The organism is Allocoprococcus similis (assembly GCF_054660775.1).
In genome coordinates this window covers 50,706-68,682 of record NZ_BAAHSG010000010.1, presented here as the reverse complement: position 1 = coordinate 68,682, position 17,977 = coordinate 50,706, and the positions used below count along the sequence as shown (strand labels likewise).

General features: G+C 42.5%; 11 protein-coding genes and 1 riboswitch. Of the genes, 1 reads left to right on the top strand and 10 read right to left on the bottom strand.

All coding sequences use genetic code 11. The features are described 5' to 3' along the window. Nucleotides 1–41: 41 nt before the first annotated feature. The 8 genes from leuB to ACYQ5K_RS05825 all read right to left on the bottom strand — a co-directional run bounded on the left by leuB (nt 42) and on the right by ACYQ5K_RS05825 (nt 11,196). The gene (leuB, locus tag ACYQ5K_RS05860) at nt 42–1,127 is read right to left on the bottom strand and encodes a 3-isopropylmalate dehydrogenase (protein ID WP_459777346.1); all 1,086 of its coding nucleotides are present in this window, start codon (nt 1,125–1,127) and stop codon (nt 42–44) included. Nucleotides 1,128–1,268: 141 nt separating this feature from the next. Next, nucleotides 1,269–2,585 carry a Na+/H+ antiporter NhaC family protein gene (locus ACYQ5K_RS05855; protein ID WP_459777345.1) on the bottom strand — a complete coding sequence of 439 codons (1,317 nt, stop codon included), beginning with the start codon at nt 2,583–2,585 and terminating at the stop codon, nt 1,269–1,271. A 233-nt stretch (nt 2,586–2,818) separates the two neighbouring features. Beyond that, nucleotides 2,819–5,077, bottom strand: coding sequence for a glycogen/starch/alpha-glucan phosphorylase (locus tag ACYQ5K_RS05850; RefSeq protein WP_459777344.1), 2,259 nt, complete (start codon nt 5,075–5,077; stop codon nt 2,819–2,821). Then, a complete protein-coding gene (locus ACYQ5K_RS05845) occupies nt 5,062–6,108 on the bottom strand; it encodes a LacI family DNA-binding transcriptional regulator (RefSeq protein WP_173687726.1) in 1,047 nt (348 codons plus the stop codon). The genes ACYQ5K_RS05850 and ACYQ5K_RS05845 overlap by 16 nt, the downstream gene beginning before the upstream one ends. Nucleotide 6,109: 1 nt before the next feature. Continuing rightward, nucleotides 6,110–7,654, bottom strand: coding sequence for a 4-alpha-glucanotransferase (gene malQ / locus ACYQ5K_RS05840; RefSeq protein WP_173687725.1), 1,545 nt, complete (start codon nt 7,652–7,654; stop codon nt 6,110–6,112). 131 nt (nt 7,655–7,785) lie between these two features. Next, a complete protein-coding gene (gene yajC / locus ACYQ5K_RS05835) occupies nt 7,786–8,064 on the bottom strand; it encodes a preprotein translocase subunit YajC (RefSeq protein ID WP_008374927.1) in 279 nt (92 codons plus the stop codon). An 86-nt stretch (nt 8,065–8,150) separates the two neighbouring features. Next, on the bottom strand, nt 8,151–9,284 hold the full coding sequence (gene tgt, locus ACYQ5K_RS05830) for a tRNA guanosine(34) transglycosylase Tgt (RefSeq protein ID WP_459777343.1): 1,134 nt from the start codon (nt 9,282–9,284) through the stop codon (nt 8,151–8,153). Between the two features lie 22 nt (nt 9,285–9,306). After that, nucleotides 9,307–11,196 carry a L,D-transpeptidase family protein gene (locus tag ACYQ5K_RS05825; RefSeq protein ID WP_178024926.1) on the bottom strand — a complete coding sequence of 630 codons (1,890 nt, stop codon included), beginning with the start codon at nt 11,194–11,196 and terminating at the stop codon, nt 9,307–9,309. A 308-nt stretch (nt 11,197–11,504) separates the two neighbouring features. On the opposite strand from ACYQ5K_RS05825, the gene aroC reads away from it, so the two are divergent. Next, on the top strand, nt 11,505–12,611 hold the full coding sequence (aroC, locus tag ACYQ5K_RS05820) for a chorismate synthase (RefSeq protein WP_173687722.1): 1,107 nt from the start codon (nt 11,505–11,507) through the stop codon (nt 12,609–12,611). A 147-nt stretch (nt 12,612–12,758) separates the two neighbouring features. Here the strand turns inward: aroC and ACYQ5K_RS05815 are convergent, their stop codons facing one another. Then, nucleotides 12,759–15,626, bottom strand: coding sequence for a transporter substrate-binding domain-containing protein (locus ACYQ5K_RS05815; RefSeq protein ID WP_459777342.1), 2,868 nt, complete (start codon nt 15,624–15,626; stop codon nt 12,759–12,761). A gap of 83 nt (nt 15,627–15,709) precedes the next feature. Beyond that, nucleotides 15,710–15,785, bottom strand: a riboswitch (cyclic di-GMP riboswitch). Nucleotides 15,786–15,794: 9 nt separating this feature from the next. Continuing rightward, nucleotides 15,795–17,813, bottom strand: a complete 2,019-nt coding sequence (locus ACYQ5K_RS05810; protein WP_459777341.1) for an ATP-binding protein — start codon at nt 17,811–17,813, stop codon at nt 15,795–15,797. Nucleotides 17,814–17,977: the final 164 nt, after the last annotated feature.

Here is a 17,977-nt window from a genome sequence, read left to right as displayed (position 1 = left end):
TCCCCATAGCAGTACGGAACTGTATCTTTCCAAATCCTTGACTATCGAATTCTTTCGCAGATCAGATCTCCCATCCGGGCTGTTCCAACCTTTGTACATCCGTCTGACATAATATCTCCGGTTCTGTATCCATCTTTTAATACCTGGGAAACAGCTGCTTCAATCGCATCTGCTGCTTTATCCTGGTCCAGGCTGAAACGAAGCATCATTGCTGCTGAAAGAATTGTTGCTATCGGGTTTGCAATTCCCTGTCCTGCTATATCCGGTGCCGAGCCGCCACTTGGTTCATACAGTCCGAACTTAGTCTCATTCAGGCTTGCACTTGCCAGCATTCCGATCGATCCGGTTACCATACTTGCTTCATCAGAAAGGATGTCTCCGAACATGTTCTCTGTAAGAATGACATCAAACTGCTTCGGATCTCTTACAAGCTGCATTGCACAGTTGTCTACCAGCATATGCTCCAGTGTAACTTCCGGATAATCTTTCGCAACCTCTTCTACTACTTTTCTCCAGAGTCTTGAAGAATCCAATACATTCGCCTTATCGACGCTTGTCACTTTCTTTCTTCTCTTCATTGCGATGTCAAACGCGCGGATCGCAATCCGGCGGATCTCAGCCTCATTATAAGTAAGTGAATCGAATGCAGTCATCACACCATCCACTTCTTCTGTCTTTCTCTCTCCAAAATAAAGACCGCCTGTCAGTTCACGCATGATCATCAGATCAAATCCGCCTTCTGTAATCTCTTCTTTCAGAGGGCATGCACCCTTCAGTTCTTTATACAAAACTGCCGGACGCAGATTAGCGAACAGGTTCAGTTCTTTTCTGATCTTCAAAAGACCTGCCTCCGGTCTCTTTGACGGTTCCAGCTTATACCACGGGGAAGTCTTTGCATCTCCTCCAATGGATCCCATCAGTACGGCATCACATGCTTTTGCTTTTGCTACCGTCTCATCTGTAAGCGGGACTCCATGTACATCAATGGATGCTCCCCCAAGAAGCAGCTGTTCATAAGAACAGTCAAATCCGTATACCTCTCCAGCTTTATCAAGAACTTTCATCGCTTCCGTTACAATCTCCGGACCGATTCCGTCACCTTTAATTACTCCGATTTTCAGGCTCATCTTTGTCATTCCCTTCTATGTATCTGTGATTTTGGTACCATTTTTCGTTCCAAAAATCTGTTAAACACTATAATACCGTATTTTTTGTCAGGTTTCAACCCTTTAATCTGTAAAAGTATAAAAATCAGAGCGAACTCTGTTTTATTTTCCCGTTTTCTGTGGAATCACAAAGATAAAGATCAGCGAACTGACAAACAGCATTCCCGGATAAAAAAGCTTCGGAATGATCTGAAATGCAGAAATCTCACCGCCAAGCTCATGCACTGCCGAAATTGCCACAAGCATCTGCGCACCATACGGGATCACTCCCTGCGAAATACAGGAAAAAGTATCCAGAAGGGAGGCCGTCTTTCTCGGTGTGATCTGATAATCGTCTGCCATTTCCTTTGCAATTGGATTGGCCATCACAATTGCTACGGTATTGTTCGCTGTTGCCACATCCAGGAGCGCTACCAAAATACCAACACCCAGCTGACCACTTTTCGTTCCCTTAAAGACACGGTGGATCACATCCAGCAATACATCAAAGCCACCATTTTCCCGGATCAGCGCACACATTGCAGCAACCAGCACCGCCACCATACAGGTTTCAAACATCCCGGACACACCAGATCCCATGGCAGCAAGCATTTCATACGGTGTTACCTGCCCCATTGCGAGCATGATCACCGCACCGGACACAATTCCTGTCAGAAGTACCAGAAAGACATTGAACCCTGCGATTCCGCCGATCAGCACCAGCACATACGGAATGATCTGCGTCAGATTGTATTCGTGCGTAACTGCCGTTCCGATCTCTGCCCGGAAAGAGCTGATCAGGATCAGAACCAGCGATACGATCGCTGCCGGAAGTGCGATCCAGAAATTTTCCCGGAATTTATCTTTCATCTCACATCCCTGCCCGTTGCAGGCAGCAATTGTTGTATCTGATATGAAAGAAAGATTGTCCCCAAACATGGAACCTCCCATCACCGATGCCACACAAAGTGCCAGGGAAAAACCGGACGTCTGCGAAACTGCCGCCGCAATCGGAGTCAGAAGGGTGATCGTCCCAACCGAAGTTCCCATTGCTGTTGAAACAAAACATGCAACCACAAACAGGACGGCAACCGCAAACCGTGCCGGGATGATCGATAGCATAAAATACGCCACACTCTCTGCACTGCTTCTTCCAACCACTCCCACAAAAGTTCCCGCAGTCAGGAAGATCAGCAGCATTGTGATAATATTCTTATCTCCGATTCCCCGTCCCATGATCTCCAGCTTCTCATCAAAGCCAACCTTTCTGTTCTGCAGACACGCAACCAGGAGCGCCGCCAGAAACGCCACTACGATCGGTACATTATAAAACCCCATTGGAATTTTCATTATGTATTCAAATAAAATACCCAGTCCCAGATAAAATACCAGAAATACACCGACCGGCAAAAGTGATGCACTTTTTCTTCTTTTTTCCATATATCCACCTCTCATCTGCTTCTATTGCTCCCCGGATCTTCCCCAAAACTTTTCCATATCCGGAAAACAGACAGCAATATTTCTTCTTATCATAGCATATCCTTCTCTTTTCCCGCAATAAGGGAAATACAGGAAGTTCCCGCAGAAACCGTATAAAAATACACTTTTGCACAAAAAAACAGAAGTCTGTCTCTGTTTTTTCAGGACAGACTTCTGTTTTTTACATATACATTTTACAGATGCCAGATGTCTCTGTTGTATTCAGCAATGGTTCTGTCAGATGAGAAATATCCTGCTTTCGCGATATTCACAACCATCTTCTTTGCCCATGCCATGCGGTCTTCATAATCTGCGTAAGCCTGTTCTTTCTTCTGGATATAATCTTTCACATCAAGAAGTGTCATGAACCAGTCTTTACGGATCAGTTCTGCATGCAGTTCAAGAAGCAGGTATTTATCTCCGATACGGAGAAGTTCCGGGCTGATGATAAAGTCTACCAGTCTGCGGATCTCTTCATCATTGATATAGTAATCAACTGCATTATAATCCATCTTGCGGTAATGCTCGATAACCTGTTCACTGGATTCTCCAAAGATGTAGATATTTTCATCTCCTACAAACTGATGGATTTCTACGTTGGCTCCATCTTCTGTTCCCATTGTCACAGCCCCGTTCAGCATGAATTTCATGTTACCTGTTCCACTTGCTTCTTTGGATGCAAGAGAAATCTGTTCAGAAATATCACAGGACGGAATCAGCTTTTCTGCCAGTGTCACGTTGTAGTTTTCTACCATAACCACTTTCAGATACGGTGCAACTTCCGGATCGTTATCAATCAGCTCCTGCAGGCAGAGGATCAGATGAATGATATCCTTTGCAATAACATAAGCCGGTGCAGCCTTTGCTCCAAAGATTACCGTGATCGGAGTCTCCGGTTTCTTTCCGCTCTTGATCTCCAGATATTTATAGATCACATATAATGCATTCATCTGCTGACGCTTGTATTCATGCAGACGTTTTACCTGAATATCAAAAATTGAATTTGGATTGATCTCCAGTCCCTGTGTTTCTTTTAAGTAAGCTGCCAGATCCTCTTTCTTTTTCTGTTTTACCACAAGAAGACTCTTTAAGGTTTCCTCATCATTTACATGATCAAGCAGTTTTTCAAGCTTTGTTGCATCTTTTCGGTAATCCGGTCCGATCTTCTCATCCAGCCATGCAGTCAGTTCATGGTTGCAGTGCAGCAGCCATCTTCTGAACGTAATACCATTGGTCTTGTTGTTGAATTTCTGTGGGTAAATGTCGTAGAACGGTTTCAGTTCTTCATTTTTCAGAATTTCTGTATGAAGATAAGCAACTCCGTTGACACTGTATCCATAATGGATGTCCATATGAGCCATGTGTACACGATTCTGGTCATCGATAATATGGACTCTCGGATCTTTATATCTTCCCTTAATTCTTGCATCCAGATCACGGATGATCGGAACGATCTGTGGTGCAACCTGCTCCAGATAATCAACCGGCCATTTCTCCAGTGCTTCTGCGAGGATGGTGTGATTGGTATACGCGCAGGTCTTCTGTACGATCTCAATCGCCTCATTGAAGTCGATCTGTTTCTGAACAAGAAGACGGATCAGCTCCGGAATAACCATAGACGGATGTGTATCATTGATCTGGATCGCCACATGCTCATGAAGCTTTCTGAGATCATATCCCTTTTCTTCACACTCGCGGATGATGTACTGTGCTGCATTGGAAACCATAAAATACTGCTGATAAATACGGAGCAGATTTCCTGCCTTGTCGCTGTCATCCGGATAGAGGAACAACGTCAGGTTCTCACGGATATCGTTCTTATCAAAATTGATTCCGTTTCCAACGATTGCATCATTTACCGTCTCTACATCAAAAAGATGAAGTTTGTTGCTTCCGCCTTCGTATCCGGTTACATCAATATCATACAGATGGGAACGAAGACTGAAATCCTTGAACGGGACTTCAAATGAAATACCGGTATCGTTGAGCCAGCTGTCTTTTTCAATCCACGGATTCTTCTGTTCATCCTGTTTGTGGTCGGTAAATACCTGTTTGAACAGACCCATATGATAGTTCAGCCCGATTCCGTCTCCCGGAAGTCCGAGTGTTGCAATGGAATCCAGGAAGCAGGCTGCCAATCGTCCAAGTCCACCATTTCCAAGAGACGGTTCCGGTTCAACTTCTTCGATCTCTGCAAGATTTTTCCCGTGCTTTTTCAGCACCTCTGCTGTCTCATCATAAATTCCAAGGTTGATCAGGTTGTTGGATAAAAGCTTTCCGATCAGGAACTCTGCGGAAATATAATAGAGTTTTCTCTTTCCTTCATTCTTCGGTCCTTCTTTGATCCGTTCCTTTGTCAGTGTAAGCAGCGCATAATATACCTGTTCATTCGTTGCCTGTTCAAGTCCTGTCTGGAATTTCTCCTGTAAAATCTCTGTCAGTCTTGCTTCCATGTTCTTCTACCTCCTGTAGTTGATTCTCTTTCTTTCAGTGTCGCCGGAAGATATTTCCCTTCCTGGCTTTTCTTTGTTTCTATCATGTCAAACAGAATCCCGACGGACTGTCTCGCGATCTCTTCGACCGGCTGCGCCATCGTAGTGATCGCCGGCTGATAAAATCCAGTATAGTCAAGTCCGTCAAATCCCGCAACGGCCACATCTTCCGGAATCCTTTTTCCCTCTTCCAGAAGCGCCTTGCATGCACCAATCACCATCAGATCGGAAATTGCAAATACTGCGGTAAATTCTGTTTCTTTTTTCAGCAGTTTTTTCATCATCCGATATCCGTTTTCCATCGAATATGTGGTATCTTCTTCATCCAGATAACAGATTCTTTCCTCATCCACTTCCAGACCATGTGCTTTCAGTGCTTCCCTGTAACCTTCCAATCTGAGTTTTCCGATGTTCTCATCTTTCTTATCTGAGGCAAGGATTGCAATCTTTTTATGTCCGGTCTCGCACAGATGATCTACGATCTTACGGCTTTCCGCACGGTCATCAATTGATACATAGGATGCGATACATTTCTCCGGCAGTTTATCAAATGCTGCCGTACTAACAACAAATGGAACCTTTATCTTTGCAATCCGCTCTTTGTTCTTCCTGAAATCTCCACCCAGGAAAATAATCCCTCTGAGCTTTTTTTCTTTGATCAGCTCCAGTGCGGTATCGACCTCATCCTGATCCTTTCCCATATGCTGGATAAAAAAGGAATATTTCTGTCTGCGGATCTTTTTTTCCATTACCCGCATCATTGTCGCGAAAAATGGATTATCAATCTCCTTTACCAGAATCGCAATGGATTTCGAATCGGTCCGTTTCAGATTCCTCGCACTGTTATTCGGCACAAAATTTGATTCTTCAACCGTCTTTAAAATCATCTTTTTGGTCTCAGGATTGATATCCGGATGATTGTTCAGCGCACGGGATACGGTGCTGACTCCGACCCCGCACTTCTTCGCAATATCTTTGATCGTCATTCCCATTTTATTTTTTTTCTTCTCCTAAGTCCTCTGCATCTTCAACCTTAAGTGTCATCTCGGTCTTCTCCGGGATCCTGCAATAAAGTTCTGTCATCCTGCGGATCTTTTTCACAAGTTTTTTTGAAATCTCATCCTTATGAAGTCTCCAGATCCAGTTGCCGCCAAGGGTTGACGGATGATTGATCCTCGCTTCATTACCGAGGCAGAGATAATCCTGAATCGGAATGATACAGGTATCCGCCACGCTCGACTGCGCAAGACGGATGATTTCCCATACTGCTTCATTGACACTGAGTTTCTTTCTTCCCATATAGCGAAGTGCAAACTTCTTATCTTCTTTTTTTAATTCTCTGTACCATCCTGCCAGTGTTTCATTGTCATGAGTTCCTGTGTATACTACGCAGTTCTTATCATAATTATGCGGCAGATAATTGCTAGGCTCTCTGGAATCAAATGCAAACTCCAGAACCTTCATTCCCGGATATCCGGACTCTTCCACCATCCGGATCACACTGTCTGTCAGGAATCCAAGATCCTCTGCAATAATTTTCACATCACCCAGAGTCTCTTTTACTGTCCGGAAAATATCCATTCCCGGTCCTTTTTCCCAATGTCCGAATTCCGCTGTCAGATCTCCGTATGGAATGGAATAATATTCATCGAATCCACGGAAATGATCAATTCGGATCACGTCATAAAGCTCTACACAATGACGGATTCTCTTCATCCACCATGCATATCCGGTCTTCTTATGATATTCCCACTTATAAAGCGGATTACCCCAAAGCTGTCCGGTTGCACTAAATGCATCCGGCGGGCACCCAGCAACACCAGTCGGAAGTCCGTTCTCATCAAACTGGAACAGTTCCGGATGCGACCAGCTGTCTGCACTGTCAAACGCTACATAAATCGGGATATCACCAATGATCTCAATCCCTTTTTCATTCGCATATGCTTTCAGTGCACCCCACTGTGTTGCGAATTCATACTGCATAAACTTCTGGAACAGGATCCCTTCCTGATTCTCTTTGGCGAATTTTTCCAGCGCAAGCTCATCTCTCAGACGATATTCATCTTCCCATTCACTCCAGCTTTTCCCATCATTCGCGGCTTTGATCTCCGTATAAAGCGCATAATCATCCAGCCATTCTTTATTCTCCTTGCAGAACTTCTGAAAATCTGCATCATCTGCGATCCGGCTTCTTTCATATGCTTTTCTTAAGATCTCATACCTGCAGTTATAAATCTTTTCATAATCCACATATCCCGCATTATCACCAAAGTCATATGCCTTACATTCATCTTCTGTAATCCAGCCTTTTTTTATCAGCTTTTCCAGGTCTATAAAATACGGATTTCCTGCAAAAGTTGAGAAAGACTGATACGGCGAATCTCCATACCCTGTCGGACCTAACGGAAGGATCTGCCAGTAGCTCTGGCCTGCCTTCTCAAGTGTATCCACAAACTTGTATGCTTCTTTCGAAAAAGCACCTATTCCATATTTTGATGGCAGACTTGCCACCGGCAGTAATATACCGCTTGTTCTCATAATATGCACCTCATATCTTTCTACAGTAACGGTTTCGGTATCGGTATCGGTATCGTTTCCAATAATTGTATTATAAAAGCATTGCACATAAAATGCAATGCTTTTTTTCAACTTTTTTCAAAAAATTTGATTTAGTTGTTCTCCGGCTTTTCGACCTGCATGATCGCAGACTTCTGCATCGGGATACGGCAGTTCTTGTTGCTTCCGAATTCAACGATTACGTCTTCATCTGTAATATCAATAACAACTCCGTAAAAACCGCTTGTTGTAAGAACAGTATCTCCTACAGCCAGTTCAGATAACATCAGCTGTACTCTCTTCTGTTCCTTTTTCTGTGGTCTCATCAGTAACCACCAGAATCCTCCGATAATTACAACGTAAAATAAAATAAGTACGATTGGATTATTCATTTTTCTTTCCTCCTGCTAAAATAGACACTGTTACCATCATACACAATAATAGGACATTCATCAAGACATTTTAGAATTTTTTTATCCTAATCTTCTTTTTCTTCCATTTTTGCCAGCGTCTCTTTCTTGAACTGGGCATATCTTCCCTCTTCGATCGCTCCTCTGATGTCTTCCATAAGATGATTATAATAATATAAATTGTGGAGAACGCAAAGCCGCATTCCAAGCATCTCTTTTGCTTTCAGCAGATGACGGATATAAGCTCTTGAATAACGGCGGCAGGCCGGGCACTGACAGCCTTCTTCGATCGGGCGTTCATCCAGTTCAAATTTTGCATTGAACAGATTCAGCTTACCATGCTTTGTATAAACATGACCATGTCTTCCGTTACGGCTTGGATATACGCAGTCAAAGAAATCCACGCCTCTGTCTACCGCTTCCAGAATATTCGCCGGCGTTCCGACTCCCATCAGATAGGTCGGTTTGGCAACCGGAAAACATGGAACTACTGCATCCAGAATCCGGTACATCTCTTCATGTGTCTCACCAACTGCGAGTCCGCCGACTGCATATCCATCCAGATCCATCTCTGCGATCTGCTGTGCATGCTCAATACGGATATCTTCATAGACACCACCCTGATTGATCCCGAAAAGCATCTGATGTTTGTTGATCGTATCATCAAGAGAATTGAGTCTTGCCATCTCTTCTTTACATCTTGCGAGCCATCTCGTTGTACGCTCTACCGATGCCTGCATATATTTCCTTTCCGCTACACTGGACGGACATTCATCAAACGCCATTGCGATCGTAGACGCCAGATTCGACTGAATCTGCATACTTTCTTCCGGTCCCATAAAAATCTTTCTTCCGTCAATATGGGAATTGAAGTATACACCCTCTTCCTTAATCTTTCTGAGTCCGGCAAGAGAAAACACCTGGAATCCGCCGGAATCAGTAAGAATCGGCTTGTCCCAGGCCATAAATTTGTGCAACCCGCCAAGCTTTTTCACTACCTGATCCCCCGGACGCACATGCAAATGATAAGTATTAGACAGTTCCACCTGTGTTCCGATTTCTTCAAGATCTGCAGTAGAAACAGCCCCTTTGATCGCTGCAATTGTTCCTACATTCATAAATACAGGAGTCTCGATCACTCCGTGTACGGTATGGAAGCGGCCGCGCTTGGCGCGACCGTCCCTTTTTATCAGCTCATACATAAAATTAACCTCTCTCATAAATTTAGTAATGACATACAACCGGTGTTCCGGAATCTACATTGTTGAACACCGTCTCTGCAACATCATACTGTAAATTGACACATCCGCGTGACCCATGTTCCAGATACCAGTCCCCGCCAAAGTTCGTCTGCCACGGTGCGTCGTGCAGTCCGATTCCACCGTTAAACGGCATCCAGTAAGTAACCGGCGATTCCCATTCGTAACTTCCGTCTTCCTTCTTTGGTCCACGAAGGGTTGTATTTTTTTCTTTGTATTTCAGGATATATACTCCCTGCGGTGTAGCATCTCCTCTGCTTGGCTTACCGGTAACGATCGGTCCCTGTGTCACAATTGCACCATTTACAAAAAGATACATATACTGGTTTGTCAGATCGACTTCAACATAAGTATTTCCCCAGTCTGCTCCGTCATGACTTGCTGCAGTCTGTGAATAATTCGCCTCTCTCGTCACAGTCTCTCCGTTGCGGATATTCGCTTCAAGGGCTGCAATCTCGGCAGCTTCATCAATGATCCATCCATAGTCTCCACCTTCAACCGTTGCACTGTTGCCGCCTCCGGTTGTAAATGTTCTCGCTGTCTGGTAAGTGTCATACTTACTCTCCAGCTGCTGTACATATTTCACAACTGCATCACTGTTAAAGGTAACTGCCATGTTATCATCTACCGTTACCCACTGGGAAATCAGATCTTTATCTACAACTTCTGTATTCGAACCAAAGGTATAAGTGATACTTGCCTTCAGATACTTATTCATATCGTCACATGCTTTCTTCACTTCTTCTGACTTGATTGTGTATTTTGGTTTTACATAGCAGTCTTCAGCGGTCATGTCAATCTCGCTTTTGAAACCTTCGATTGATTCTTTCACTACCTTTTTGAAATTCTCGGTATCAATCTTACTTCCGGTCTCCCCGGCTTTGACTACATATGAATTGCCGTCATACTCCGGATGTGCATTTACCGGTTCAACCTGCCGATCTGCCTGCATACACTCGAGACCGTTAATCAGGGTATCCAGCTGGTTTTCGTCATATGTAACACCGACAGATGCCGTAATTGTCTGTGTCTTTCCAAGGCAGACCGGCCACAGAAATGCATTCTGCTCTTTTACGAGCTTCTGCAGTTCATCTCCTGCTTTGTACGCAAGAGAAATATCTGTTCCGGCAATCTTCTCTTCTGTTCCATCTGATTCCTTCATCGTGAGAACATATCCATCTACCTGACTCTTCATGTATGATTCTACTGCAGAAACTGATTTCCCGGAAAAGTTCACACCATTGATCTTCGTATTAAAATAGAAATGATTCATGAAATATACGGAAAATCCAAGGTAAACAACCGCTGCCACTCCAACCACAGCGCCAACTACAATTTTAACCACTTTACCGGACTTTTCAGCGCCCTGTTTTTTTTCCCGTTTAGCTCTTCTGCGTGGTTTTTCCTCTTCTTCATCAAAGAAAGAATCATCAAAAATCTCTTCCTCATCCGGATTGAATGCTTCTGCATCTCCACTGCTTAAAATATCTGCACTTTTAATAACCGGTGGTACTGCTGTCTCTTCTTCATCCCGCCATTCTTCTGCTCCATCCAGATCCAGAAGCCCGGTCTCTTCACGAACTACTTTCTTTTTCCGGCGCGGAGCCTTTTTCTTAACCGGTCGATCTTCGCCTGAGGCTGCTTTATGATCCACACCATCGCCAGATACGTGATGGCCTGAAGGACGTTTTGTTTTAGTGACTTTCTTTTTCCGCGGTCTTTCTTCACTTTTCTGTTCTTTTTCATTGATGTCCTTCACCTCACTTACAGTCTGTTCTCTGATCTCTTCCATGATTTCATCTACTGTGCTGTCAAGATTTCTTTCGTTTATTTCATTCATACTCTTTTCACTCATTTATACTATTGACTTCCTTTTTTCACTCAATATGTAGTCATTATAATACGAAGGGGTGTGTAAATACAATACATAACTTTAACTTTCATATTTTTATCACTTGTTGGGATAGGAATCTTCTATTATAATAAGGAGGTGATTTGGGGGAATGAATGATTTGCGTTGGAATGATTCTTTTTATGACTCAAATCAGGTGTGGATTCATATGAATATAATAGAAAGTCGAAGAATTGTTCGTTTTTTGTTTTGACTGATTCACAAATTAATTCTTTATAGATAAAAGCTTACAGAAAGGATGGTATATATTTATGGCAGGATCCATTTATGGAAGATTGTTTCAGATTTCTACATGGGGGGAATCCCATGGGAAAGGGATCGGTGTTGTGATCGACGGGTGTCCGGCAGGGCTTTCGCTTTCAGAGGAGGATATCCAGATTTATCTGGATAGAAGAAAACCCGGACAAAGCCAGTTTACAACCGGGCGTAAGGAAAGTGATATGGCACAGATCTGGTCCGGCGTATTTGAAGGTCGGACAACCGGAACTCCGATTTCAATTCTCGTACAGAACCAGGATCAGCGTTCCCGTGATTACGGAAATATTATGAACACATACCGACCGGGACACGCAGATTATACATTTGATGAAAAGTATGGTTTCCGTGATTACAGAGGAGGGGGACGCTCTTCCGGAAGAGAAACTACTGCCAGAGTTGCAGCTGGTGCAGTTGCTGCTAAGATTTTGAAAGAACTTGGCATTGAAGTACATGCTTATACGAAAGCAATCGGTCCTGTATCTGTTCCTGAAAATGAATACCATCCGGAAGAGATTTTCCAGAACCCGATTTATATGCCAAACAACGCATATGCAAAAAAAGCATCTGCCTATCTGGAAGAATGTATTAAAAATCAGGATTCCTCTGGGGGTATCATTGAATGTGTTGTTACCGGTATGCCGGTCGGAATCGGTGATACCGTATTTGAAAAACTGGACGCCAATCTTGCCAAAGCAATGCTGTCCATCGGAGCAGTCAAAGGCTTTGAGATCGGTGACGGCTTTAAAGCTGCAGATGCAAAAGGAAGTATCAACAATGACTCCTTCCATACAAACGATGGAAGGATCACCAAAGACACCAACCATGCAGGCGGTGTCCTCGGCGGTATGAGTGACGGAAGCAGCATCATCTTCCGCGCGGCAGTAAAGCCGACTCCGTCCATTTCGCAGCCACAGTCCACAGTCACCAAAGATGGAGAAAACACCGAAATGATCATCAAAGGACGTCACGACCCGGTCATCGTCCCACGCGCCGTCGTAGTCGTAGAATCCATGGCCGCAATCACGATCCTCGATCTGCTCTTCACCAATATGAGTGCACGCATGGACAAACTCAAAAGCTTCTACGGCACTGAAAAATAAACCCAACAATCTTCCGTCCTCATCGCATCCGGCTACTTCGGTGAAAAAGGTAGATCTTAGTCGGCAGCCTTGAGGAGGGAGCTTCTGTCACCCCTCCCTGCTTTTACATATTTTCCAGAATAACACTCCATTCAGTATAACATGAAATTAGCAATTTTCTTGTTGCCTTATTACTTCCGCTAACATCGACAGCAGTTTATCAAGCTGAATTGGCTTTGCGATATGACCATTCATCCCGGCTGCAATAGCATCTCTCTTATCTTCTTCAAATGCATTTGCTGTCATTGCAATGATAGGTATACATGCTTTCTCCTTATCCGGCAGGCGTCTGATTGCCTGTGTTGCTTTATAACCGTTCATTTTCGGCATCTGGATATCCATCAGGATCATATCATATGTGCCTGCCGGCATCTTTTCTATCATGTTTACACATTGAATGCCATCCTCCACACGTTCTGTTTTAAGGCCGGCACACCCAAGGATTGCTTCTGCAATCTCTGCATTCAGATCATTATCCTCTGCCAGAAGGATATTCCTGCCTTCAAGGATTTCGCTGCCTGTTCCAGACTCTTCAATATGTTTTTTTACATAATAGCTTTCATCGGCTATCTTATGTTTAAGTGTAACTGTAAAGGTGCTGCCTTTTCCAAGTTCACTCTCTACATCTATTGTTCCACCAAGCAGATCAACATATTTCCGGACTATCGACATTCCCAGTCCGGTTCCTGCGATTTTGCTCTTTGTAGTATTCTGTTCACGTGTGAATGCGTCGAAAATCTTCGTCATATAATCCTGACTCATGCCAATTCCTGTATCACTCACTCTGTTCCTCACGATCATGTACCCGGGCTCATCGCATGGTAATTCATCTACGCTCATCATGACAGAACCACCGGACGGAGTATATTTTATAGCATTACTTAGGATATTGACCAAAATTTCTTTTACCTTGGTAACATCTGTCAATACATGCTCATGTTCTACATTCATCGTGTAATGAAGCGCTATATCCTTTTTCCTTGCTTTCTCATCAAATACTGCAAACAAGGATTTCCGGACATCTTCAATCCGGCAGTAATTCTCATCAAGCTCCATCTTTCCGCTCTCAATCCGGGCCATATCTAGTACATTATTTATGATTGACAGGAGAAGATTTCCTGACTGCTGCAGTTTTTCCAGATGTTCTAACGTTTCAGGCACGTCTTTTCCTTTCAGTTCATTCTCCATAAGCTGTGCATAGACCAGAATTACATTCATAGGTGTACGGATGTCATGTGACATATTGTTAAGAAAACGAGTCTTTGCGAGACTGGCATCCTCTGCTTTTTTCAGAGCAATCTCAAGTTTTTCATTTAGTTTTTTTGTATCATTTGCTGCAAGCTTTGCGACAGCTTCTGCTTTTCTTGCCTTTCGTAAAAGCATGAGGATAATAACAATGATGCTGAGTGCAGAGAATCCTGTGATGAGAAAAAAAGCAAGTACATTGTCTTTTACAAAGTCAGAAAATTTTACCTTATCTGCCGTACTGTCATAGATAGCAAGTGCACTTGTAAGCATGTCAGACGGCATGGTCTTTAAGGTTTTATTCAGTATTGATAAAAGGCTATCCTCTCCACCTCTTACTGCAAAGCATGCCTCCATTGTTTTTGTAAGTGGAACACTCTTGAAATTTCGACTGTTATCATATATCAACGCCTGGCTTGCTCCCATGAGGAAACAGTCTGCCTTTTCATTCAAGACCATATCTGCCGCATCATCAAGCGAATCACAATCTACCAGCTTCCATTGTGGATAACTGAAAGCAATATGCTGTTTTAAGGCTTCTTTTTCCTTTGGCACAGCTACTGTATACGTATTATGCTCATCAAAATTTTCTTCATCAGTTACCGCCATCAGACTGTAAGTCCAGGCTGTGTTTGTAAGTGCATATCCTTTTTCTTCTGCAAAACCGGGATTTCTGCCGACATAAAAAATCATGTCAATCTCACGCTCTTGTAATGCCTGAATCATTTCGTCATAATCATTGTATTCCTGTATATTAAATTCCAGTATCTGATTTCCCAGACAGTCTTTGGCATAGGATACATATTCTGCCAGCATTCCGGTAAGTTTTCCAGTTTCTTCGTCCAGGGAAAATACCGCCGGATCGTTGCTCAGAAATCCGATCCGGATGTTACCATGTTCTTCCACCCAGGACTTTTCTTCACCTGTAAGAACCTGACTATAATCAAGCGTAAAATACTTCTTATACAAATCTGCTTTGAAAAAGGGACTATCTTGATCTAGCTTGTGCATTGCCCAGTCCAGCTCCGCCTTGATATCGCTGCGCTCTTTATTTATTGCAAAATATATGCCTGATTTGCCAATCGTGGTAACAGATGATATTCCCTGTTCAGACCAGATGGATTCCTCCAGAGATACAAAAGCATCAATCTCATGATTCGCTAATTTCTTTTCAACATCATCATTATTATTCACATTTACATGCTCTGTATGTATGCCATTCTTATTTTCCCACTCTGTCAGCATAATCTCCGGTTCCGTATCCATGAGCACACCTACACGTTTCCCGTCCATAAATTTGAAATCAGACGTTCCAGTATCCATGTTTGACAAATCAGCATAAAGAATATATTTTTCTTCACCCATCGCTTCATCTGAAAAAAGCATCCTTTGTGCACGTTCATCGGTGTAAGAGATATCGCCCATGACATCAATCTCACCATTTTCAAGCTTATCGAAGCAGTTGGACCAGTCACATTTCACGTACTCAAATTCCCATCCGGTATAGCCTGCCAGAGCCTGCAGGAGTTCGTATCCATATCCACGTCTGACACCGTTTTCATCGATATAATCAAAGGTATCTTCAAAGGATCCGATACGGATGATCTGTGACTGTTTTTCATCATTTTTCTTTTCAGCGGCCCGGCAATGTACTGATAACACCATCCACATTCCTAAAGTCAAAAATATACACGCAAATAGTACGGCTGATTTTTTTCTACTTTTATCCATTGTTCTTTTCTCCTCAAATCACCAGGTTATTACACGTCACAAATCTAAAAAATGCACTGCCTTTCCAGACAATGCACCTTAAACATTGCAGCTGGCTGTCATTTTACAGACCCTATAGCTTTGCGTCTCAGCCTTTCGACTGATTTGCCGACGAATCTTTTTTTGGTATTATAAATATTTCATCATGATCGGAACAAGAATGTTCATATCAACAGGCTTTGCAACATGAGCATTCATTCCGACAGAAAGAACCTTTTGTGCATCTTCCGCGAAAGCATTGGCAGTCATCGCAATAATTGGGATCCTGGCTTTTTTCGTATCCTTCATCTTTCGGATAGCTAATGTAGCATCATATCCATTCATAACCGGCATCTGGATATCCATAAGGATCATCTTGTAATAATCAGCATCAGCCTTTTCAATCATATCAATACATGCAACACCATCATTGGCAGTCTCAACAATACATCCTTCTTCCGTCAATAATTCCGTTGCGATTTCAGTGTTGATCTCATTATCTTCGACCAGTAAGATCCGAACACCATTCAAACAATTCTTATTGCTCAAATTACTGTTTTTCTTCACCAGAGAATCGTCTTCTGACGCTTTTCTGCAAGGAATAGTTACTGTAAATGTGGAACCTTCACCCTGCTTACTTTTCACTTCTATTGTGCCATCCATGAGCTCTACAAGCTTTTTCGTAATGCCCATTCCGATGCCGCTGCCCTCAATATGACTGGATGTAGTGTTACGTTCTCTTTCAAAAGTTTCAAAAATACGCTTTTGGAATTCTTCAGACATACCAATTCCATTATCGGTAATGCTAATGATCATATTGCACCAGTCTTCTTTTTCACAGGATTTCTGTACAACATTACAGGATATAGCACCTCCTGTATTTGTATACTTTATTGCATTGCTTATAATATTGAGACAGACTTCTGACAGGTGCGGTGCATCCATATATACATACGGGTACATGATCTGTTCTGTCAGAGAAAGAGTCTGATTTTTACTTTCTGCCTGCTGTCGGAACATAATAATACAATTTTCAAAGCACTCATGGACATTCGAAACAGTGTATTCCATTTCAACCTTATTATTTTCAATTCTTGCAAGATCCAGAACATTGCCAAGCATCGACAAAAGTTCTTTTCCGCATATTTGAATATCTTCAATATATCTGCCAAGTTTATCTGTTTCCTGCAAATGTCTGGACGCCAGTTCTGCATAACCAATGATTGCATTCATAGGAGTTCTGATATCATGGGACATATTGAACAGAAATGATGATTTTGCTTTATTTGCACATTCTGCTTTTAATTTAGCTTCCCGCAATTCTTCCTCTTGTCTTAATTCCCGCATTTTTTCATCTGTCACATCTCGATTGGCAATCAGCACAGATGTAACATTTCCATTTTTACCATAACTCTGCGGAACAATCATGGATAGAAACCATGCTCCATTCTTCTTTTTGAATTCAGAAGACATAGATTCTTTATTATGAAGGCGTGCTGCCATGGTTTGTATATCAAAAAAATCTATATACTTCTGTACAAATGGCTCTGCTATAATATCTTCGATAATCTCGAACTGAGGATCCCAATCTGCAGTATTATCTTTAATATCCAAATCCATTTTTCGGGATCTTTTGACAAGTTCGATCTTCTTTGTTTTCAAGTTCAGCCTTGAGATATGATAATAGGCAGTGCCTAATGCATGAAGGGCCTGCCGGGTTTTTTGCATCTGCTTTCCCAAGGTAACAGGAAACTCTTCACCGTCCATCTGCTCCAGATCCGGCGTTGACTGATGCAGATGCTGAACCAGCCATTTCCCATTCGTCCACTTATAGATAATCGTAAATCTTGTCTCCATTTTAAAACAGATAGAACCATCTTTAAACAGACCGGTAAAATCTACTGTTCCGTGTGCAAGAACATGGTCATCACCAAGTCTTTCTTCTTCCTGATGTAAATTTTGTACTTCGATTCTGATTTTACCTCTTCGTTTTACATCAAATTTAAATGATTCCAAAAACTCATGCAGATTCCTGAAAAGCTCATGTTTCCCTGTTCCAATCAGACTGACATTTTCATCAAAATAATTTTCTATATCAAAATCATTTATTGATTCGGCATTAATATATATTTCAAAAAGCTGTTCTGTGAGTTTTTTTAAATCATCCATGCGCTTCCCTCTCTTTAAAAAAACTTAAATGACTTTAATTTTTCTGTCTTATTTCTAAAATTTTGAATTTAGAAATAAAATCGTTTACTTGATTATATCACAGCGACTTATTATTCTACCAACATTTTGTGAACCTCACATGACTAAAGTCACGTGCTTCTCGG

Bases quoted from the DNA above. Each gene is read 5' to 3' on its own strand.
- tgt (WP_459777343.1), bottom strand. From the start codon at position 9,284: ATGTATGAGCTGATAAAAAGGGACGGTCGCGCCAAGCGCGGCCGCTTC.
- ACYQ5K_RS05855 (WP_459777345.1), bottom strand. From the start codon at position 2,585: ATGGAAAAAAGAAGAAAAAGTGCATCACTTTTGCCGGTCGGTGTATTT.
- leuB (WP_459777346.1), bottom strand. From the start codon at position 1,127: ATGAGCCTGAAAATCGGAGTAATTAAAGGTGACGGAATCGGTCCGGAG.
- ACYQ5K_RS05815 (WP_459777342.1), bottom strand. From the start codon at position 15,626: ATGGATAAAAGTAGAAAAAAATCAGCCGTACTATTTGCGTGTATATTT.
- ACYQ5K_RS05825 (WP_178024926.1), bottom strand. From the start codon at position 11,196: ATGAGTGAAAAGAGTATGAATGAAATAAACGAAAGAAATCTTGACAGC.
- ACYQ5K_RS05850 (WP_459777344.1), bottom strand. From the start codon at position 5,077: ATGGAAGCAAGACTGACAGAGATTTTACAGGAGAAATTCCAGACAGGA.
- ACYQ5K_RS05845 (WP_173687726.1), bottom strand. From the start codon at position 6,108: ATGGGAATGACGATCAAAGATATTGCGAAGAAGTGCGGGGTCGGAGTC.
- aroC (WP_173687722.1), top strand. From the start codon at position 11,505: ATGGCAGGATCCATTTATGGAAGATTGTTTCAGATTTCTACATGGGGG.
- yajC (WP_008374927.1), bottom strand. From the start codon at position 8,064: ATGAATAATCCAATCGTACTTATTTTATTTTACGTTGTAATTATCGGA.
- ACYQ5K_RS05810 (WP_459777341.1), bottom strand. From the start codon at position 17,813: ATGGATGATTTAAAAAAACTCACAGAACAGCTTTTTGAAATATATATT.
- malQ (WP_173687725.1), bottom strand. From the start codon at position 7,654: ATGAGAACAAGCGGTATATTACTGCCGGTGGCAAGTCTGCCATCAAAA.